Below are 21548 nucleotides of genomic sequence, written 5' to 3' on the forward strand. Positions count from 1 at the left end.
TAGGTCATGCCGTCATCTATACTTTTGAGAACTTGTCTACGAAAATCTAGTGAGTAAGTCATGGTCTTTATAATAACAATTAGATTTGATAATTAGTTTATAACACTTTTAAGTGGGATTGACTATAGTAATAGATTTAGTTAGTATCTCGTACATTTTTAGCGCTCACCCATTAAAAAAGCAAGGCATGTGATGCCTTGCTTTTTTATTTAGAACATTACAGTATAATCCAGACTATCGAGTCGCCTGGGCATGATGCGGGCTGCCAATAGATCTCTGTGACAAAAAATTCATCACCAAGCAGTCTTCCTTCGTAGGTATTATCAAAAATAACTTTATAGCGGCAGGTTTCTATATTCTTATCTGCATCAGAAAACTTAAGAATATAATCCCATTCGCGAGCGTTAAACCCTTCTTGGAAATGTGGCGTACCAATTAACTCATAAATCTTGCTTTTAGTGGTGCTAACTTTAATTTTGGCCATGTCACTTCGATCAACGAGTTTACCCTCTTTTTGCCACGCTTTACTTTCATCAGGGAATACTAAATCATTAGCGCTAACCGATCCATACTGAGCACCAGGACTTACGTGCCAAGTACAGCCAGTTACAGTTAATAGTAAAGTAGCAGCCAGTAACCCATTACGATATACTGATAAATTCATTAGAAAAGCCTTAATACGTCATTAATAATTTGACAACGTCTGTTAAAAAACAGACGTTGTCATAAAAACAATTTAGCTATATTAGAAATGGAAGCCTGCACCGATGGCACCACCAGCGTTACCTTGCGTGTCCGCAGTACCGTTTATCTTCATTGCCCAACGTCCGTTATCAGAGACTCTTGAGATACCGACTGCTACTGCGCTTTCACCATTATAAGTCGCGATACCGCCACCTATCATAGATCTACCTGCCATATTAGACTGTGGTAATGAAGACATTGCCATTGCTGCTGAGACACCAGCGTTCGCATCATCTTCAACATCGTCAATTCTGTAACCCAGCTCGTTAATACTATTGCCAAGTCTTCTCTCCACGCCATTTAACTGACCGAAGTTGACAGCATCCCTCGGTGCCATACCATCAGCGACATTGGTTAATACACGATCACCCTGTGTACCAGCAAAGCTAACTTCAGTGCCACCTGTTGCAGCACCTATCGTGATATTGTCATTACCAACAGGATTTTGTTGAACGATACCAGTCTTACCAATAGTTAAATCACTGATAGCATTTCTATTGTTAGTGATATTAGTTGCGTTGGTAGCAATATTGCTAGCATTAATCGCAATATTGTTGGTGTTACTAATAGTACGACCATCAAGGTTACCTAGTGCACCACCAACGTTGTTAAAGACGTTCTGCCCATTGTTAAGTGTATACGTTGGTGCACTTATCGTACCAGTATTTGCATCATAAGTAGAACCACCACCCAAAGCAGTTGCAGTATTAGTACCTTGAGTGTTAACTTTTCCATCAACCGCTCTAAGTTGGCTGACATTAACCGCATCTGTATCAGCGCCACCAGCGGCTACATTGGTCAAGCGACGTTTGATATCTACACTACCGATACTCACTACATTACTACCTGTGCCTGTTCCCACAATGCCACCTAGGCTAGTAGGATCAAAGCTCGCTATATTAGATGCAGCCACAGTAGTGTCGTTACCAATCCCTACTGCACCGTTTAGATTAGCATCAATAATGATATCGTTGCCTAGTGCAAAAGCGTTATTGGAATTAATTTCGTTATTATTACCCAATGCAAACGATCTATTACCATTGATAATATTGCTGTTACCCAGTGTAGCGGAATTATTATTGCTAATATTATTGTTGTTACCTACTGTAAAGGCTCTATTACCACTGATGTTGTTATTGTTGCCTAACGAGTAACTGTTATTTCCTGTGACAGTAGAAGGGTCGCCGATAGCGCCAGAGTTATTGCCGGAGACGTCATTGCCAGTACCGATACTGATGCTAGAGTTACCGGATGCTATTGCGCCTACGCCCATTGCAATTGAATTACTTCTGGTTGCACTTGCATTAGAACCAACACTAAGCGCACCTTCATTATTAGTAGCGGCAGTACCTTCACGAACGACACCAGTTCTACCACTAGTCAAGTCAGCGATGTTAGTTGTGTTAAACCCAATGGCATCGTTAATAGTAGATTTACCAGTACCACCGATATTAGCGTTAGTAAAAGTACCTGCTGCTGGGTTATAGGTTGTAGTGCCGCCAATGATATTTGCTACACCGCTGCCTTGAGCATTCAACTGCCTAACGTTAACTGCATCTACATCAGTAACACCAGCGGCTACATTGGTAATCCTTTGGCCGCCATTATTAATACCTGTAGTTGAGATTGTAACGCCACCAAAAGTAGCGCTCTCAAGACCAGTAAGAGTTTTAGATAGCTTTATCGTTAGAGTATCTTGATTAGTAGCTTTAACAGTATCAGTAACGATCACACCAATATTGTTGTCGCTTAAGTTACCAATATTTGCACCACCCTTAACGATGAGTCTCTCCCCTTCACCAGCAAAGGCAGGACCACCCGCATCCCCATTATAAGTATCCGCTGCTGTCGCCTGCATACTTAGACCAGCCGCTGCTAATCCTGCACATAGTGCGCTTAAGCGCAATAATCGTGCGCCTTTCGATACCGCTGCTGAAGCGCTCGAGTTAGCATTCACTACGCTGCTTGAGGACTTACCCCGACTCTTGGCATATTCTTCTAAAGTGGCAAAACAGTCAATTGAGCATTGCAATACGGTTTTAGGCTTACGATTCATAATGAATACTCCTTTAGAAACTCATGAGAAAATTAACAGCAGTGTTGCGAAGTTTAAACGGAATAATCTATTAGCTTACATAAATAGCGTTTTTATACCATAATGTAACTATTATTAGTTTTTAAGAAACTATTCGTTTCATCTCGTATTGATACTGTATATATATATATATATATGTATAAGGATATAAAAGATTTATCAATACCGTTTATCAGCTATTCACTACTGTTCGTCTGATATGTTTCGAAAAGCTTTTAAAATATGAATATGTTATTGATTTATGCAGGATTTTTGATAATCCTTTCCTAAAAATTGATATTATCATGCTAATATCATCTAGAGATTTTACTAAAATAGCTGTTTTTTTACATACAGAAATATTAATTACTCTTAAAATTTGCTAAGGGATTTTAGTATGTAAAAACAATTAGAAACTCATATTTTCTGACAGCACTCACATAATCAATACTCATCTCAAACTTCAGAAATTGCAATTACCTATTTAACATCGAGCAACTACTCAACCGGCAATATCATCTCCACTACCAAACCTTGGATACCGTCTTTGTGATTATAAATAGCTATTTGACCTTTATGCGCCATAATAACTGCATGCACGATTGCTAAGCCCAGCCCATATCCACCGGTTTCGCGATGACGCGCAGTATCAAGCCGGACAAAAGGTTGAAAAATACGCTGTAAATCTTTATCGGCTACGCCGCCACCCTCATCTGTTGTACTGATTTGAATCGCAGGTAGCTTGTTAGCCATCTGTATTTTTATCATTTCAACTATGACGTTTGAATCGGCTGGCGTATGCATAAAAGCATTACGAATGATGTTTTCAAGTGCGCTATACAACTGCTCTTGATTGCCAGACACTCTCCAAGAATCTGCCAATAAAGAATTGCTCAGCTGCCATTGCCAATTGATATTTTTATGCTGAAACTCGAAACAAACATCTTGACCAATCTCAGTAATGATGGCTGAGATATCCACTGTTTCATTTTCTACATTATCGATAGTATATTGCTGCATCTGTAGAGACTGAATATGAATGATTTGCTCAATCAGCTCATTCATTCGTGTAGATTCTTTATCAATGCGATCTAAATAGCGACTGGCATTGGGAGCGAAATCTCGTGTTAATTCAGTGGCAACATCGAGACGTGCCAATGGCGAGCGTAACTCATGGGAGATATCACTTAACATCTGTCTGCGTGCCAGCTCACTATCCGCTAGTCGAGTTGATAATTGGGCCACGTCTTTTGCCAGCAAACCTAACTCATCAGACCCCAAGTCTGATAATTGTGGATTGGCCTGATAATCACCATCAATCATACGATGTACCGTATCCTGCACTCGACCAATACGGCGAGTCAAGGTACGACTGAGCCAAAAGCAGACTAAAATACTAAATATAATAATTAATAGCAGCCGCAGTGTGAAATTACCCCGTTGTAGCTCTAAGACGTCTTTGAACAATAAGTGCGGACGTAGCTGTATGATAACGCTTTCATCATTCGGCATCATCACTGTCACCTCAGCCAACTCAGGGCGACTATCGACATCAGTAATGGCTTTATGAGATGGCATAGGCTGCAAGATATCATTAAAGATAAAAGGTTTATCGCCTGACTTATCACTATTTAAGCCATCATTGTTTACGCCATCATTGTTTAAGCCATAACGACTATAAGGGTTTCTATCGGCACGCGCTTTATTACTGTATTTACTGTAATCAGATTCTTTATTATCAAAAGCATCATTCACAGAGCCACGATTATCTGACGCAAATGTTTGCGAGTCTATTGCTTGGCCTTGGCCTTGAACTCGCTCTCCCCGATTTTCCCTAAAACGATATCTAGGAAATATGATAGCGCCTTGCTCATCATATATTCTTATCTGACTCATTAGCCTGCGGTCTTCGTTATAAATCTGCTTAACAGTAGATAAGTCACCTGCTTGCAACGATGTCACTAGCCGCTCACGCTGAGTCAATAGCTTTTCAATTTGAGAATCCATGCGTGTCGCCAGCTCTTGTTCATTAAGCCAGCGCTCAACCGAAATAGATAATATGGAGGTGATAAGAATCATAGACAGCAAACTCAAAAAGAGTCGCCAAAACAGTGGCATAGGTATATTAAATCTTGATTTTTTTACTGATGAGTTTGTCATATTGGTCATGTTATTTTGGTCATTTATGTCTGTCATTAAAGTACCAACTGATAACCTTTACCACGAATCGCCTTGATTGGCTCATCATGAAAAGGTTGTAGTTTTTTACGTAGGCGTGAAACATGCACATCGAGGCTACGGTCGAACGGTTGTAATTCACGCTGCAAGACGTGTTGTGATAACCACGCTTTACTCACCACTTCTCCTTTTTGTCTCAATAAAGCCACCAATAAATCAAACTCTGTGCCAGTGACTTGTAGCTCTACGCCATCTATCTCACACAAGCGCTGATTTTGGTCCAGACGCAAACGGCTATCTGGTAGCGGACTATGCTCTGATGCAGCCGCATTGGTACGCTTAATCACGGCATTAATACGTGCCAGCAGCTCGCGCGGATTACAAGGTTTGGTAATATAATCATCAGCACCAAGCTCTAGCCCGATAATACGATCAATCTCCTCGCCTTTTGCGGTCAACATAATGACGGGTATATCGCTAATAGTTGGCAGCTGACGTAACACGCTGAGACCATCTATTTTTGGCATCATAATATCCAGTACCAATAGATCATAAGGTAACCCATCATGCATCGCTGTTTTTAAGCGCTCTATGACAGCCTCACCATCGTGTGCACAGTCACAGCGAATACCATGATTATGCAAATACTCTTGCAATAACTGGGTCAACTCTTCGTCATCGTCACCCAATAAAATATTTGGCATTTTTGTCACCTTATTCCTTTGCAGCTCAATCGCATTATTATTCATATTATCAGCCAAGCACCCATCGATAAGCCACAAACGTTACCTTTCTTAATGTTTCATAAATGTTCGTAACTTCTAGCTGTCGTATGATAGCTGCTATCAGCAACAAGTAATGAGTAATAGTAGCTTTCTTCAACACTTATCGAGAAACACTTAATCATTCATACTTGTTAGATAATAAATCCAGTTTCCGCAAAACAAATAACGTTTGCACAATCAATTAAGGTAATGATGATGAAAAAATTATTAATGGGCTCAGTATTAGCGATATCTAGCGTATTTACAGTTACTGCTTGTACCAGTGTCAATGCGACTACCGATACTGCGCCAACGACTAGCAAAATGCAGCATAAAAGCATGAGCAAAGACGGCATGAGAGGACCAATGGCGCAATTGGATCTAACAGCGACGCAGCAGGCGCAAATTAAAGCTATCATGCAAGCACAATACGGCGACCGTAAAGCTGACCGTACAAAATATCAAGCAGAACGCAAGCAAATCCAAGAACAAACGCAAGCGTTGACCAATGCAAAAATTTTAAATAACGCCGCTGTCAATCGTTTGGCTAATCAACAAGCTGCTAAAACCAAGCAGCGCTTTATTGAACGTATCGAAACGCAACATGCAATCTCACAGGTATTGACTGTTGAACAGCGTGAGAAGATGGCACAATTAAAATCAGAAAGAAAAGCAAAAGGTCATCATAGTTCAAAGAATCGTAAGATGCATGGCAAGTATCAAGAGCAAAGTCTGTAATTGACTGTTATTACTTAATTAAAATATGAGCATTTAAAAAAGCGCATCGGTTAACCGCTGCGCTTTTTTGCTGATTTATCTAGTGGTTTAATCGTTCAGTCTTTCAAAGGTTTAATGGCTTAATGGCTTGTATAGAACAAATATATAAGACGATTACAAACCTATTTTATAAAACCTGTTTTATCACTCTATCGAGCCAAATCGCTGTTTATACATTGGTAGCATATTAAATAGCATTTTACCCATCGCCGTGCCATTGCCTTGACGATAATACTCTGCAAGCTCAGCACTATATTCTTTTAGATCAACGCTATTGCTGGCATTTGGCACCTGACTGTCGCTAGGTAAATTAGGAAATGTCTTATCTTGCGCTCGGATAGGCATATATTGATTGAGCGCATCGACGATGAGGCTGTTTTTTGCCGTGGCTTCAATCCCTTCTTTGGTAGGCAGATAATGACGGCTGTGCTGCCATTGCAATTGACCACCTTTACTAAAGCCATATAGCTCTTGCACAGGTAGGCGCGAATTTAGCACAGGTGACGTCAGTTCAGTTAATGAGCTATCTTGAGTTTGTGCCATTTTATCATCAGCAAAATCTTTCATTTTTAATAAACCTTGCTGTACCAACCGTTTACTGGTGATTTTACTATCCATAGGTGTAGCATCTTCTGGCGTATCTGAAGGGGTTTTTGTGATGAGCTCAGGATATTGCTGAGTAATAAGCTGATAAAAAGTACCCATATAGTCTTTATAGGCTTGCTCATCTTCAGCGTTACTTCGTACACGGCGGATGATTTGTGCGCTATTTAGCATAGGGGCTAATTGTTGTTCAGGTAATTTAGGTGAAAGTGCCGTCAGCATGTTTGGCGCAATAAAATCAAATTGGCTCACCGCAGCCTTAGCGTACACACTATCTCCTGCCTCAATATGGCTCTTTATCACTGTTTTACCAAAGCCTTTGGGTAACGTACCGTCATCAAGAGGGATTTTTAGCCATTTATTTTGCCATTTGGTACCTAATTTATCATCGGCAAGCTTCGATGTCAGTAAGGCAAAATTATCTGCCCATAGGTAGATGCTACCCGTTTTAAAATCGACATAAATAGGCTGATTAATACTGCTATGATGGTTGCGCGCTGAATACTGCACACTACCCAACAGGGTAAACTTGCCCGCTAGCGGCTGATAAACGCCCTGAGCATTCATAGACAATGGCTGTAGCAAATAAGCATCTAATAATTGTGATTTTTTGACATCTAACTTAGTTTGCTTGCTGTCATATTCATTAAACAGCTTTTCATAGTAGGGCGAGACGGTATTAACGGAAACATTAGCAACGCTAGCGGCGTCCCTATCAGACACTGGCACTGATTCTACCATTGCCTCCGCTGCTATCGCATCTACAATATCCTCAGCCGCTTCATCAACGCTATAAGCGGTGCTGTCATCATGAGTGTCTCTCCATGCCTGATAAGCGTCAGCACATACTAAGTAAGACTGTTTAAGGGCATCACGCTGTGCATCATAATCAAGCGCTGCAATATCTTTATTTTCTGCTTCTGCTTTGAGTAGCAACCCAGAATAAGCGTTGTCATGGGTGTCGTCACAATAGCTTTCAATCTCTTCTGCTACCACCAATTGCGTGCTATCAATGTCTGTAAACTGCTGCTGATTTACAATCTCAATATTACTATGATAAGCAAAAGACTGGCGACGCTGTTGCTGTAGCGCTGTTGCCAACGCTGTTTTTGCGGCGGTCGGCGTCGTGTTGGCACTTACATGGTTTGCTTGAATAATACCGGTAGATTGGCAGGCACTGATTAATAACGTACTTGCTAGCAACGCGCTGACCGTCAATATAGATTTAGAAGACGCTGAGCTTCTGTATTTTATTGTTTTGATATTAGGCAATGCTACATTCAGATTTTTCATTTTTTATCCTTAAAAGGCACTATAGCGTTATATAAGATGCAGTTAGAAACGACTGTATTTTTAGTCGTCACCCTCAAACGATGAAGCCTCAGCATCCACGTAATCCGAGTCGTCCATATCTGATGCTACGTCTGTCGTATCACGACTAAAACTAACCACATCTTCTGTATAATCAACACTTGCTTCTGCTGCCTCTGCATCTTCTTCTACATAGTCATAACGTGCATAACGCGCCTTCTCAAGCCTCTCTTCTTGCCGGCGCTGTTTTGCAAGCCAAGTATTACCATCTATAGCCGCAGGTGCTTTTGCGCCAAATGACTGCGCCAATAACGGCGTTAACGGATTTTTATTAAAACTGGCACTGTCGTAGCGCGTCTGATTCAAAACTGTATTTTGCGAGCCAAAGAAATCACTACCAATGTTGACTCTTTGCTGCTTGGCAAGTAGACGATCTGAGCCATCTAAATAATAGTAATTGATATGATTAAAAGAGATAGGGCTAACCGCTTCTATCAGCTGTAGTAACGCCCCTATATCGGCACTTTGATAGCCTTTATTGTATAGCTCAATTTTGGCAATTGCTGTTTTTAGCACCGTATCATCAGGATAACTATTAGGATTTTCATCAATATGCTTTTGTAGTGAGCGTGAGATATTTTTAACCATTTTCCCTATCATCTCACCACTTTGCCTACTACCAAAGTAAACTTTGACTGCCCTATCAGCACCGACTTGCTTAGCAAAATTATCATCACGAATATCAACAGCGCTGAAATACTCGGGCTGTAGCTCTGCCATGCTGTTTTCTATAGCACTAATAACCGCATCATAAATCACTGCTGAGGGTATTTTCGAAGTAATAGCTTCAGGCAAACCAAAATTTACTGTATGTGAGGTCATTTGTGCTGGTAATGGGGTATGTTCAGGATTGCCCAATGCCAAGATAGGCATCAATGCTGATGGGTCGATAGTGATTGCGCTTTTGTCAAAATCGAGAGCAAGAGGAATCTGTACAGACGAGCTCATCGTTGGTGACAAATAATCATAGCTATAAACACTCTGTAGCTGTTTCTCTTTGGGTTTATAGTGGCTGACGCTATTGATAGTTAGATACTGGTATTGGTAAGCATTCATTGCCTCAACTTGCTCAGGAGTTTGGATAAATATATTAACCAGCTGGGTTAGCATTCCAGGATAAGTACGGGTGACGTTCTCATCTTGAGTACCGTTTGCCACTTTGCTGGCTTGCATATTCTCATAATCATTGAGTAAACCGCGAAAGTCCATGCTACGGATTCTCGATGATAAATCTCTGTTATTGTAGTCATCGTCGCTGTCATCACCACTATCTTGAGAATTGCCATATTCATCGTAGCCATCTCTATCATAACCGTTTTCATCATAGCCATATTCGTCGTAACCATGTTGGTCATAGCCAAGCTCATCATATGACAATACTTCAAATGCTTCAGTCGCAGCAGCCTCTTCTACTTCGACTGCACTATATTCCGCTGCATAGCTGTCTTCTTCAGAATAGCTATCTGTAGCATTATCTACCTCACTATCTTCTTCAGCCGCATCAGCCGCTTCTTCGTATTCACTATAATCCTCTGTTTCTGTATTTTTAGAGAGATAAAGCTCAAGCAGCGTTCTAAAAAAACTACTTGAGCCTGCATCAATACTGTCAGCTTTAACATAAGGAACAGAGTGATAATTGGCTTGCGAAACAGCGACATGCTCATTGGCTAAATGTTTTTGAATAGCACTAAGCAACCGTGTCTTAGCGTGCGTTTCCATATTGGGATTTTTAGTTTGATCAAACAGCTGTTGATAGCGTTCAGCATTAGCATTTAAGCTGGCAGTAAAGGTCTGAGCTTGGTTTTGACTCTTCTTGCTATCTGTAATACTAAAATCCATTGCCGTAGCAGATAGAGCGTTTGATTGCGATAAGCCTGCATTTGTCTGACAGCCTATCAAAATCGTCGTGGCACTAGCAGCAGCAAGCGCATAAATAGCAAGCTTTATAGGACTATTTTTATAGATAAACGATGACTGTACAACTGACGCTTGAGAGCCATGCGCTAAGGTGCGTTTTTGAGAAGTAAGCTGCCCCATAAAAATCCCTTTATTTGATAAAAACAGGCAATGATAACTTTAGTCATTATTCTGTTATTTATAACATAAAAGATTACATTTTAGGAAGGATACAGACATATTTTAGTAAAATTCATGAAATTTTTATAATTACTCTTATATTTAAAAAAATAAAAAAGCGCTATCTAATAAGATAGCGCTTCCTATTAACTAAGCATTAAAAACATTTACCATAGGCGGATATGTTCTTTATCGTCATCATTGATAATGACCAAGCCTTTTGTAAAATCTATACTTTGGCGAGCGTTTTTAATCGTTTTATAGTTATAGCTTTTACGGTCTGCTAAATTGATGAGCTCATACACTACATCGCCACCTATATCTACATAACGGCTACTGTCACCATCCGGCCATTTGATAGTTAGTAATGGTAGGTATTCATCAACACCAAAAATCTTTCTAGCCCTAGAATCCTTTGAAGAATTAATATTTGAGGTTGTTACCAAGCACTTTTTGCTGGCAATTTTAAGCTTATAGGCACAATTGAAATAACCTGACCCATTTTCAGCAGACATAAACTCTTCTATAGTCGGCGAAGCTTGTACTTGGGCAGCACCAAACGCAAAAGCTAAACCAACGCTCACAGCCATTAACTTTTTCATAGTCATCTCCATCGTTATGATAAACATATGTAAGTGATATAACTTGATTCTCATGCTATCTTGTTATTTTATGCAATGTGACAGTTTTTAGAAAAACAGTCAACAAAATTGGCTCATCACACATTATCACTATGTGATTTTACTTCTCACCCACTCGTAAAAAGGACTTTGCGATGCAACACTCAGTATTAAAAAATAAAATGGACGTCCTTCATAACAACCTTCAAAGTAAAGCTAAGATTAAAGCGGCTATCTTATTAATCAGTAGTACGTTTTTAGTATCATTATCCGCTCATGCTGCTGAGCCGATGAGCAATACAAAAAACACCATCAACTCGACTTCAATCAATCCAATGTCAGTTAATATCAGTGCAATTAATACCAGTGCGATTAATCTTGCCATCATGGCGGAAAATCCTACAGTATTGTCTGAGACGCAGCGCGTGACACGAGCGAAAACCAATACACTCACACCCAAAACCACCCAAGCTAAGACCGCTCAAGCCAAAACAGATCAAGCCATCTATTCTGAGGACGCTATTCATCATCCTATCTGGGCGAAGAACGGCATGGTCGCTACCCAAGAAGCGCTGGCTTCTGATATCGGACTTAAAATTTTAAAAGACGGTGGTAATGCGGTCGATGCCGCTGTGGCCGTTGGCTTTGCCTTAGCGGTTACTTTGCCGCGCGCAGGTAATATCGGTGGCGGTGGATTTATGATGGTTTATGACGCCAAGCAAGGCAAAACCGTAGCACTCGATTACCGCGAAAAAGCACCAAGTAGTGCCTCGCGTGACATGTATCTCGATAAGGATGGCAATGCCGTCAGCGACTTATCTCAGTATCATGGCTTAGCCGTTGGTGTGCCGGGTACGGTCGCAGGCTTACTCAAAGCGTTAGAAGATCACGGCACCATGAGCCGCGGGCAAGTCATGGCACCAGCGATTGGACTGGCTGAAAATGGTATCGAAGTCACTGCTGGGTTGTCCGAGTCACTCACGGCATTGAGCGATCGCATGCAAAAATGGCCAAGTACCAAAAAGATATTTTTTAAACCTGACGGCAGCGCTTATCAACCTGGAGAACGTCTAAAACAGCCTGAGCTTGCCCACTCGCTAAAACTGATTGCGGCAAAAGGTGCCGATGGATTTTATAAAGGCGAAACTGCCCGTAAATTGGTCAAGGCTGTCAATGAAGTTGGCGGTAGTATGAGCTTAAAGGATTTGGAAAATTATGAAGCCATCGCCCGCCAACCTGTAAAGGGTAATTATCGTGGCTATGAGATTGTTTCTATGCCACCACCCTCCTCTGGTGGTATACACATCGTACAGATTTTAAATATTTTAGAAGGCTATCCACTAAAAGACTACGGGCAAAATAGCGCGCAAACCATTCACTTAATGGCTGAGGCGATGCAATTGGCTTATGCAGATCGTGCTGAGTATTTGGGTGATTCTGACTTTATCGATGTACCTGCCAGTGGCTTAACGTCACAAGCTTATGCTGATAAATTACGTACCTTAATCAATCCAAATAAAGCCACGCCAGCGGCGACCATTAAGGCTAATAATCCTCTACCCTACGAGAGCGATCAAACCACGCACTTCTCTATTGTCGATAAAGACGGCAATGCAGTCGCCAATACTTATACCTTGAACTTCTCTTATGGCACTGGGCTGGTCGCTGAAGGTACGGGAATATTGCTCAATAATGAGATGGACGATTTTTCTGCCAAGCCTGGTGTCCCTAATGGCTACGGTCTACTTGGCGGTGAAGCAAATGCCGTTGCAGCCAATAAGCGGCCACTATCTTCCATGAGTCCAACACTGGTATTCAAAGACAGCAAACCTTATATCGTCACTGGTAGCCCAGGTGGTAGCCGCATCATTACCACCGTCACACAAATCATCTCAAACGTCATCGATCATGACATGAATATCGCTGAGGCCACTCACGCACCGCGTATTCATGACCAATGGCTACCTGATGAGATTCGCGTTGAAAAAGCACTGAATATTGATACCGTTAAAAAACTTGAATCAATGGGACATACCATCATTCCAAAATCAGCCATGGGTTCGACACAGTCGATTATGATGACGCCAAATGGTGTTTATGGGTCGTCTGATCCGCGTATTGTCGATGCAGCGGTCGTTGGTTATTAATAGCAAAAGTATTAAACTCATATAGTAACGCCCTCTATCCTTTATAGTGTAGAGGGCTTTTTTGGTGCTAACACATACCCAATAAATCGTTTATAAAAATACGACCTCATTAATTGTTATTTAAAATGACTTAAAGAGCCATCTCTATAGTCATCTTAATATCGACTATTTTAGCGTCCTCATATAACGTCTCACTAATTTCTCCACTAGATGTAAAACCGTGCTTTTTATAAAAATGAATGGCCGATAGGTTATCCTTTAGTACCCATAAGTATAAACGGGGCTTATGAGTAGTATCCAATATACTGGTCAAAGCTGTGCTCATTAGTTGAGTACCAATACCTAAGCTGTGATATTCAGGCAAGACATATAAAGTGGTAATTTCGTATTCACTGCCTTTATTGAAATACCCAATAAATCCTACACTATTATGCTTATCATAGTCGTCATTACTACTCTCATAAGCTACCCAAACAGTGACGTCAGGATGAGCTATTATTTTCTCCCACATCTCTACCTTTTCAAATAAGTTGTTTTCTTTATTTATATAAGATTCAGGGAGAAGTTTTAAGTAAGCAGCATTCCAACTTATAAAATGAATATTAGCAATATCCGAAAAATCCTCTTGGCTTGCTTTGCAAATTGAAAACATACTCTTCTCCAAAAATAGTAGATATATAAAGTTAATAAAAATTAATCTTAATTAGGGCGTGTCCTCAATCTGAACGAAAGCGATTAAATGGGCTAAAAATGGCTAAATCTTGCCAAGCTGCATCAAATAACTGGTCAATATCCTGATATTACCTGCGCTTATCCAAAACAACAACCCGCCTTCTAAGCCCCTGCCTTCTCATTCAATATACGATATTGAATCCATTCAAAAACAAGTCAGCTTCATGCTGGGTATAGGCATTTTTCTAGTATCCATTATTTTTGCATGGTTTACGCTTCGGCAAGGCTATTCAACAGTCAGCCGCGCTATTAGTATGGTATGGATGGTTATATATATGGCTGCAATGAGTTAAAGTATGTTTGTTTATAACAAAGCTTCTTCTAATAGATTTTATATAAAAAAGCTTGGCTTATTACTTTATTTTCATCGCAGAAAAAACCATTATCTAAGCCCTATCAATTATTCTTATAGGCTCTAATCGGTGGCTGTCATCAGCAAATAATGCTATTATTACCGGCTGAGACTAAGAGTATGACATAGGGTTATGCACGTCCTATTCTTTAAAAATAAAATGTAGGCCATTGATATAGTAGATATTATCAGCCATGAATTCTAAATAATTTAGCATTTTCTCTAACGCTCATTCGCACACCCTCCTTTTTGATTGCATCAGTAAGAGTCTCCTATGGCATTTGTACACCTTGGCATCCACAGCGAATATTCCATTACCGATTCTATCGTCCGTATTAAGCCGTTGATTAAAGCAGCAACGGCAGACAATCAAAGCGCGCTTGCCTTGACCGATTTATCCAACCTTTATGCCACCGTAAAGTTTTATCGTGCCTGCTTAGGTGCTGGTATTAAGCCAATTATCGGTAGTGAAGTCATCATGGAGAATGAAGACACGCGGTTGACTCTCTTGGCGATGGATAACGAAGGTTATCAAAACATTACCCGTATCGTATCGCTTGGCTTTACTGAAGGTCGCGCCGACCCTAGCAATCATGGCACTCCTGTTATAAAGCGCAGCCATATTTTAGAGCACGCTGCTGGTGTCATCGTCTTATTTACTGAAAAGTCAGATGTTGGTCAAGCGTTAGTCGGCTCTATGCCAGAAAAAGCAGATGAATTGCTATTAGAGTGGCAAGCACAGTTTGACGACCGCTTATACTTTGCTATTAAACGTACCAATCGCTCAGGCGAAGACGCTTTTATTAAAGCTGCTATTCATTCAGGCGCCAAGCACCATATTCCTATCATTGCGCATAACGATGTGAGATTTTTAGAGCAAGACGATTTTGATGCTCACGAAGCACGCGTTTGTATCGCTGGCTCGTACGTACTTGCCGACCTCAATCGCCCGCAGACTTACTCAGATGCGCAATATCTCAAAACCCAAGCGCAAATGCAGCAGCTATTTGCTGATATTCCACAGGTTATCGACAATACTTTGCGCTTAGCGACTCGCTGTAATGTAAGTTTGACACTTGGTATTAACGTGCTACCAGAGTTTCCAGTACCTGAGGGTGAGACGACTGAATCTTTCTTTCGATTGGAATCGCAGCGCGGGCTTGAAAATCGTTTAGACAAACTCTTCCCAGTTGACGCGCGCAGTGATAATTGGAGTGATATCCGGCAAAGATATGATGATCGTCTAGAGTATGAACTTAAAGTTATTCTATCAATGGGCTTTCCCGGTTACTTCTTAATCGTTATGGACTTTATCCGCTGGGCAAAAGCTAATGGCGTGCCTGTTGGTCCGGGTCGTGGTTCCGGTGCAGGCTCGCTTGTCGCCTATGCGCTGAACATCACTGACCTTGACCCCATACATTACGACTTATTATTTGAGCGCTTCTTAAATCCTGAGCGTGTATCTATGCCCGATTTTGATATTGACTTTTGCATTGAAGGTCGTGATCGGGTCATTGATTATGTTGCCCAAACTTATGGTCGCGAAGCAGTCTCGCAAATTATCACCTTTGGTACGATGGCAGCAAAAGCGGTAGTACGAGATGTCGCGCGTGCGCAAAGTAAATCCTACTTCCTCGCTAGCAAAATGTCGAAACTTATTCCTAAGACACCGGGGATTACTCTAAGTCAGGCGCTTGAGCAAGAGCCTCAGCTGAAAGATTTGATTTCTAATCCTGACAACATGGATTATGAAGACGCCACCGAAGTGTGGGAAATGGCCATTAAGCTTGAAGGTATTTGCCGGAACGTTGGTAAACATGCTGGTGGCGTATTGATTGCGCCGCACAAAATTACTGATTTTAGTGCCATTTATTGTGATGATGAAGGTCACCGTGTCAGTCAGTTTGATAAAGATGACGTTGAAGCGGTCGGTCTAGTAAAATTTGACTTTTTGGGTCTACGTAACCTAACGGTGATTAGTGCGGCGGTTAAAAACATCAATAAGCGCCGCGCTAAAGAAGGCAAAGACGCACTGGTACTAGAAGACTTGCCATTAGATGACAGCAAAGCCTATAAGCTATTACAAGATGCTAAGACCACTGCCGTTTTTCAGTTAGAAAGTATGGGCATGAAAAAATACCTCGCTAAATTGCAACCCACCAATATCGAAGACGTGATTGCCATGTGCGCACTCTATCGCCCAGGTCCGCTCGATGCTGGTATGGTCGAGATGTATATTGACCGTAAGCATGGTCGTGAAGAGGTTATCTATGACCATCCCAATCTTGAGCCAATTTTAGAAAATACCAATGGCGTTATCGTCTATCAAGAACAGGTCATGCAAATCTCGCAGGTTATGGCCGGTTATAGTTTAGGCGGTGCTGATATGCTACGCCGTGCTATGGGTAAGAAAAAACCTGAAGAGATGGCCAAGCAGCGCGATATCTTTATTACTGGTGCAACTTCGCAAGGTATTGATGAAGCGACATCAGGTGGCGTGTTTGATTTGATGGAAAAATTTGCCGGTTACGGCTTTAACCGCTCACATTCTGCTGCTTATGGTGTACTGGCTTATCAGACCGCTTACCTTAAGCAATACTACCCTGCTGAATTTATGGCAGCCGTTCTAACTTCGGACATGAACAACACGGATAACGTCGTTTTCTTTATCAATGATTGCCGTGAAAACTTTGCTTTGACAGTGGTTAACCCATCCGTTAACCGCAGTGAATGGCATTTTGTTGCCGATACACCGACCAATATTATTTATGGATTGGGTGCGATTAAAGGTGTCGGTGAAGGCGCCGTTGAGTCTATTGTTGAAGCACGCCGCCGTGATGGATATTTCAAAGACTTATATGACTTTTGTCGCCGAGTCGATATCAAAAAAGTCAATAAGCGCACGCTTGAAGGACTGATAAACGCGGGTTGTTTTGATGACTTTGCAGCCACCCTGCGGCCAGACTTGCCAGCCGATGAAGCTTACGAGATTCGTGGGGCGCTGATGAGTCAGTTGCCAAGCGCCGTACAAGCTGCTGAGCAAGACCGTCAAAACAAAGAAATCGGTATGATGGATTTGTTTGGCGAGATGGATGGCGTGGTTGCGGCTCCGCCACTCGTCATGACCCCAGAGCTGATTTGGGGTGATAAGCACCGTCTAAAAGCTGAAAAAAATACCTTGGGGCTATATTTAACTGGTCATCCAATTAATGAATATTTAGACGAGCTAAAACGCTATACCTCGGGAGCGCGCTTAGACAAGCTCACAGATACTGGCTACAATGGCAGCTGCTATTTTGCTGGCTTGATTATCGATATGGCTAACTTTGGCAATCGCAACGTCATTACCTTAGATGATGGTACTTCTAGACTGGAAGTTAGCTGCTACGCTGAGCGTTTTAACCGTGTCAAAGAGCAGTTAAAAGTTGATGAAGTTGTGATTATTAAAGGCAGTATACGCGAGCGTGACGGAAGACTTTTTGCGCGTCTTGATAACGCGATGAGTATGGTTGACGCCCGCCTAAGATGGATGAAGAAAATCAGTATTAAAATTCATGGTAGCGATATAGACCTGCTTAATCGTATGCAACCTTTACTCAAGTCTGCACAAGCCAGCATCATTCCGGCACCAAAACTGTCTTATGACAATGATCAAGACGAGCAAAGTGGCAACTTCAACACGACTGCTAATAATGGCTACGATGCTGCGATTGGCGGCAGCCTGTATGATGAAAATGGTAATGATTTATTAGCGCTAGAAAACGATATGGCACAGGATACCCTTGATCAAAATGGCAGCAGTTACGCCAATAATAGCCTGAGTAACACAGACGCTTCTATTAACGATAACTGCTTGCCACTTGGACTTAGTATTTATGAAGAATACGGTATTGCCAATGTAGGACTATCAGAGCATTGGCGCGTTTATCCCAATGATGATAATTTACAACAGCTAAAGACTATGATTAGTGAGGATAATTTACACTTTCATTACAGCTGATCAATCGATTAGAGTTACCATCGTAATTAGTAGCAAAAAATTCTTTATAGTTAACGTTTCTGCGTTAGCTTTTACTCTATTGGACATATAATCATGGCCGAGACTACAAATAACAATATGACTGCCAACAATAATGACGAGATTGTCAATACCGAGCAGTTTGAAGACATGCGTAACTTGCTAGAAGAAGACTTTGCTGACTTAGTACAAGTCTACTTTACTGACGCTCAGCAACGTATTACCAAGCTCAGACAAGCTCAGCAAGAAGAAGACAACGCGAATGGTTATGAGCTTGCCCATGCTTTAAAAGGTGCCAGTGCCAATTTGGGTACGACGCAACTGATGAATCTTAGCAGTCAATTACAAGAGTTATGCCGTGAGCAGCGTATTAGTGAGAGCGCTCAACTTATTGAAGTTATCGCAATTTCATTAGACAGTGCTGAGCAAAACATCAACCAGCGCTTGGGGCAATAATGAGTAACGATACACCCTCATCTTTAACGACAATAGTGAATATATCCTCTACAACCGTTAGAGATTATCTTTCTTGCATACAAATAGTGATGGTTAATACTACCCTGCCCGCTAATATCGGTTCAGCAGCGAGAGCGATGCATACTATGGGGCTCTCTAAACTGACGGTCGTTGACCCAAAACTACCGATTGATGAGACCAGCGTTTCCCATGCTGCTGGTGGTAGCGAGTTATTATCATCAGCAATCATAGCGCCAACCCTTGAATCTGCTATCAAAAACTGTCAATTGGTCTTTGCTGCTAGTAGTCGCAGTCGTCATCTGCCACGTCCCGTGGTCACACCGACACAAGCTGCCAAAATCATGCTGGACTTTATTGATAAACAAAGCGCGATTAATGGGCAAGACGGTATAAATACAGCGCCCAATATTGCTATTTTATTTGGGCGTGAAGATCGCGGCTTGACCAATGAAGAATTGGCTTATGCTGACTATCATATTCAAATAGATGCTAATCCTGCTTATCCGGTGCTCAATGTCGCCTCAGCCGTGCAAGTAATTGCGAGCTTTATTTATGCTTATACCCAAACACATACCCAATCTGATAGCAAAGTTAGTAACGATATAGCAAAGGTAAATGACAACGTAGAGACGACCGAGCAGCCTATGCTTAATACCTATCTACGTCAGCAATGGGATGAGCCTGCGATTACTCAGCAACAACTGCAACAGCTAACCGAGCGCACCACCGCCTTGATGGTGCAACAAAAACTTGCAGACAATGAGAACCTAAAATCATTGCCATCGCGTTTGTCTCGACTTGGCTCACGACTCCAGCTTGATCAAAAAGAGTATCAGCTACTAAGCGCGTTAATTGCCAAACTTCTAAAAGACTAACACTCACCTACAAGGCGCAGCTCGAACGCTACAAAATACACTTTATACTAAGAAGCCAAGCTTTTTTGTGTCATTGGCTGTGTCTGATATACTGCTGCACGCTACGCATATAACTTAATACTAAAAAGGAATTTACAATGAATTGGAACGTCTATTTATCTGGAGAAATACACAGCGACTGGCGCCAAAAAATCATGCAAGGCGCTAAAGAACATGGCCTTGCGATCAAATTCACATCAGCAGTGACTGAGCACGAAGCTAGCGACGCCGCCGGTGATGTCCTCGGTAAAGATGACAATGGATTTTGGCGTGACTATAAATCGTCAAAGGTAAATGCCATTCGCACCAAAAACATGATCCAAAAGTGCGACATTGCTATCATTCGTTTTGGTGATAAATACAAGCAGTGGAACGCCGCATTCGACGCCGGTTACTGCGCCGCCTTGGGTAAGCCTTATATCACGTTGCATGCTGAAGATATCATCCATCCGCTAAAAGAAGTTGATGCCGCTGCGATGGCGTGGGCGCAAACGCCAGAGCAGGTTGTTGAACTGCTCAAATATGTTGTCAGTGATAGCTAAAGGATAATGGTAATCGCCTGTAGATGAAGCGCTAATTATTGGCGTTTTATCTACAGGCGATTTTTTATTTATAGCGCATGGCTATATTTTGTACTGCAAAACTGCTATAACTAAAGAGATTGTAATCAAAAATACGATAGGATGATTTATGTCATTGCCAACCAAGTTTTTAAAATCGCTTGCCAGTATTAAAAAAGACCTAAAAGAAGATATCGATGCGGTGTTTACTCGCGATCCTGCTGCGCGTAATAGTCTAGAAGTTATCTTGACCTACCCTGGTATCCACGCCCTTATTTTGCATCGCGGCGCCCATTGTCTTTGGCAAAACGAACAAAAACTTGCTGCCCGTGTTATCTCTTATGGTTCGCGTATCATCACTGGCATTGAGATTCATCCAGCTGCGAAGATCGGCAGACGCTTTTTTATTGACCATGGTATGGGGATTGTTATTGGTGAAACGGCAGAGATTGGCAATGATGTGACCCTTTATCATGGTGTCACGCTTGGCGGCGTCTCTTGGAATAATGGCAAACGCCACCCTACTTTGGAAGATGGCGTCATCGTCGGTGCGGGTGCAAAAGTATTGGGGCCATTCACTGTCGGTAAAGGCGCTAAAATCGGTTCAAATGCGGTAGTTGTTAAACCTGTACCAGCAGGCGCAACCATGGTCGGCAGTGCTGCTCGCATGATATCCGATCATCATGATGAAAAAGGCAACCCAATCGTCACTAAAGCAAATGATGCCAAACAACAAGAAAGCACCATAAACGCAGCTGCTTCAAATGATAATCAAGAGCAAAGCAACATATCTAAAAACGAGTCAAAGACAAGCACATCAAGCTCAGCCCGTGACACTGCTTTTCAGGCCTATGGTATCGACCCCTACTCACAAGATCCGGTCGCTGAAGCCTTTGCTAAAATGCTCGAGCATATTCAGCAATCAGAAAACCGTTTGGATCAACTACAGGCAGCAATGTGCAAAATCGATCCTGATTTTTGTAAAAAAGAATATGACAAACTTTGCTTAGAGGATTTGGATGTGATTGGCCAAAAGGATATGGATCAAGCAGGTGCTGAGCAGAAATAGGCGTATAGTTAATGAGTTGCACTTACATGCAACCTTACCCTTAATAAAACTAAAAATCCCGAAGCCAATTGA

General features: G+C 41.7%; 15 protein-coding genes. 7 read left to right on the plus strand and 8 right to left on the minus strand.

Annotated features, from left to right (window positions below):
- Nucleotides 1–217: 217 nt before the first annotated feature.
- From WAZ74_RS10360 to WAZ74_RS10375, 4 genes are all read right to left on the minus strand, one after another.
- Nucleotides 218–664 (minus strand): outer membrane protein assembly factor BamE, encoded by a 447-nt coding sequence (locus WAZ74_RS10360; RefSeq protein WP_422308224.1) that lies wholly within the window; start codon nt 662–664, stop codon nt 218–220.
- An 81-nt stretch (nt 665–745) separates the two neighbouring features.
- A complete protein-coding gene (locus WAZ74_RS10365) occupies nt 746–2800 on the minus strand; it encodes a YadA family autotransporter adhesin (protein WP_422308225.1) in 2055 nt (684 codons plus the stop codon).
- Between the two features lie 516 nt (nt 2801–3316).
- Nucleotides 3317–4987 (minus strand): sensor histidine kinase, encoded by a 1671-nt coding sequence (locus WAZ74_RS10370; protein WP_422308226.1) that lies wholly within the window; start codon nt 4985–4987, stop codon nt 3317–3319.
- A 26-nt stretch (nt 4988–5013) separates the two neighbouring features.
- Complete coding sequence (locus tag WAZ74_RS10375) at nt 5014–5700, minus strand: response regulator transcription factor (protein ID WP_422308227.1); 687 nt, start codon at nt 5698–5700, stop codon at nt 5014–5016.
- A 276-nt stretch (nt 5701–5976) separates the two neighbouring features.
- On the opposite strand from WAZ74_RS10375, the gene WAZ74_RS10380 reads away from it, so the two are divergent.
- A complete protein-coding gene (locus WAZ74_RS10380) occupies nt 5977–6498 on the plus strand; it encodes a Spy/CpxP family protein refolding chaperone (protein ID WP_422308228.1) in 522 nt (173 codons plus the stop codon).
- 183 nt (nt 6499–6681) lie between these two features.
- Here WAZ74_RS10380 and WAZ74_RS10385 read toward each other — a convergent pair whose 3' ends face one another.
- From WAZ74_RS10385 to WAZ74_RS10395, 3 genes are all read right to left on the minus strand, one after another.
- Nucleotides 6682–8433 carry a hypothetical protein gene (locus WAZ74_RS10385; protein WP_422308229.1) on the minus strand — a complete coding sequence of 584 codons (1752 nt, stop codon included), beginning with the start codon at nt 8431–8433 and terminating at the stop codon, nt 6682–6684.
- A 60-nt stretch (nt 8434–8493) separates the two neighbouring features.
- Nucleotides 8494–10548 carry a hypothetical protein gene (locus tag WAZ74_RS10390; RefSeq protein ID WP_422308230.1) on the minus strand — a complete coding sequence of 685 codons (2055 nt, stop codon included), beginning with the start codon at nt 10546–10548 and terminating at the stop codon, nt 8494–8496.
- A 206-nt stretch (nt 10549–10754) separates the two neighbouring features.
- Nucleotides 10755–11189 carry a hypothetical protein gene (locus tag WAZ74_RS10395; protein ID WP_422308231.1) on the minus strand — a complete coding sequence of 145 codons (435 nt, stop codon included), beginning with the start codon at nt 11187–11189 and terminating at the stop codon, nt 10755–10757.
- Between the two features lie 308 nt (nt 11190–11497).
- On the opposite strand from WAZ74_RS10395, the gene ggt reads away from it, so the two are divergent.
- The gene (ggt, locus tag WAZ74_RS10400) at nt 11498–13354 is read left to right on the plus strand and encodes a gamma-glutamyltransferase (RefSeq protein ID WP_422308251.1); all 1857 of its coding nucleotides are present in this window, start codon (nt 11498–11500) and stop codon (nt 13352–13354) included.
- 130 nt (nt 13355–13484) lie between these two features.
- On the opposite strand, the gene WAZ74_RS10405 is transcribed toward ggt, so the two are convergent.
- Nucleotides 13485–14006: a GNAT family N-acetyltransferase gene (locus WAZ74_RS10405; protein ID WP_422308232.1), complete on the minus strand. Its 522-nt coding sequence runs from the start codon at nt 14004–14006 to the stop codon at nt 13485–13487.
- A gap of 706 nt (nt 14007–14712) precedes the next feature.
- On the opposite strand from WAZ74_RS10405, the gene dnaE reads away from it, so the two are divergent.
- The 5 genes from dnaE to cysE all read left to right on the plus strand — a co-directional run bounded on the left by dnaE (nt 14713) and on the right by cysE (nt 21476).
- Nucleotides 14713–18438, plus strand: a complete 3726-nt coding sequence (gene dnaE, locus WAZ74_RS10410) for a DNA polymerase III subunit alpha (protein ID WP_422308233.1) — start codon at nt 14713–14715, stop codon at nt 18436–18438.
- A 93-nt stretch (nt 18439–18531) separates the two neighbouring features.
- Nucleotides 18532–18912, plus strand: coding sequence for an Hpt domain-containing protein (locus WAZ74_RS10415; protein WP_422308234.1), 381 nt, complete (start codon nt 18532–18534; stop codon nt 18910–18912).
- Nucleotides 18912–19808 (plus strand): RNA methyltransferase, encoded by an 897-nt coding sequence (locus WAZ74_RS10420; protein WP_422308235.1) that lies wholly within the window; start codon nt 18912–18914, stop codon nt 19806–19808. Before WAZ74_RS10415 ends, WAZ74_RS10420 begins: the two co-directional genes overlap by 1 nt.
- 137 nt (nt 19809–19945) lie before the next feature.
- Complete coding sequence (locus WAZ74_RS10425) at nt 19946–20389, plus strand: YtoQ family protein (protein ID WP_422308236.1); 444 nt, start codon at nt 19946–19948, stop codon at nt 20387–20389.
- Between the two features lie 187 nt (nt 20390–20576).
- Nucleotides 20577–21476 (plus strand): serine O-acetyltransferase, encoded by a 900-nt coding sequence (cysE, locus tag WAZ74_RS10430; protein WP_422308252.1) that lies wholly within the window; start codon nt 20577–20579, stop codon nt 21474–21476.
- The last annotated feature ends 72 nt before the right edge of the window (nt 21477–21548 follow it).

Origin of the sequence: Psychrobacter sp. (assembly GCF_049295055.1) — a bacterium.
GTDB lineage: Bacteria > Pseudomonadota > Gammaproteobacteria > Pseudomonadales > Moraxellaceae > Psychrobacter.

Bases quoted from the DNA above. Each gene is read 5' to 3' on its own strand.
- WAZ74_RS10360 (WP_422308224.1), bottom strand. From the start codon at position 664: ATGAATTTATCAGTATATCGTAATGGGTTACTGGCTGCTACTTTACTA.
- WAZ74_RS10365 (WP_422308225.1), bottom strand. From the start codon at position 2,800: ATGAATCGTAAGCCTAAAACCGTATTGCAATGCTCAATTGACTGTTTT.
- WAZ74_RS10370 (WP_422308226.1), bottom strand. From the start codon at position 4,987: ATGACCAATATGACAAACTCATCAGTAAAAAAATCAAGATTTAATATA.
- WAZ74_RS10375 (WP_422308227.1), bottom strand. From the start codon at position 5,700: ATGCCAAATATTTTATTGGGTGACGATGACGAAGAGTTGACCCAGTTA.
- WAZ74_RS10380 (WP_422308228.1), top strand. From the start codon at position 5,977: ATGAAAAAATTATTAATGGGCTCAGTATTAGCGATATCTAGCGTATTT.
- WAZ74_RS10385 (WP_422308229.1), bottom strand. From the start codon at position 8,433: ATGAAAAATCTGAATGTAGCATTGCCTAATATCAAAACAATAAAATAC.
- WAZ74_RS10390 (WP_422308230.1), bottom strand. From the start codon at position 10,548: ATGGGGCAGCTTACTTCTCAAAAACGCACCTTAGCGCATGGCTCTCAA.
- WAZ74_RS10395 (WP_422308231.1), bottom strand. From the start codon at position 11,189: ATGAAAAAGTTAATGGCTGTGAGCGTTGGTTTAGCTTTTGCGTTTGGT.
- ggt (WP_422308251.1), top strand. From the start codon at position 11,498: ATGAGCAATACAAAAAACACCATCAACTCGACTTCAATCAATCCAATG.
- WAZ74_RS10405 (WP_422308232.1), bottom strand. From the start codon at position 14,006: ATGTTTTCAATTTGCAAAGCAAGCCAAGAGGATTTTTCGGATATTGCT.
- dnaE (WP_422308233.1), top strand. From the start codon at position 14,713: ATGGCATTTGTACACCTTGGCATCCACAGCGAATATTCCATTACCGAT.
- WAZ74_RS10415 (WP_422308234.1), top strand. From the start codon at position 18,532: ATGGCCGAGACTACAAATAACAATATGACTGCCAACAATAATGACGAG.
- WAZ74_RS10420 (WP_422308235.1), top strand. From the start codon at position 18,912: ATGAGTAACGATACACCCTCATCTTTAACGACAATAGTGAATATATCC.
- WAZ74_RS10425 (WP_422308236.1), top strand. From the start codon at position 19,946: ATGAATTGGAACGTCTATTTATCTGGAGAAATACACAGCGACTGGCGC.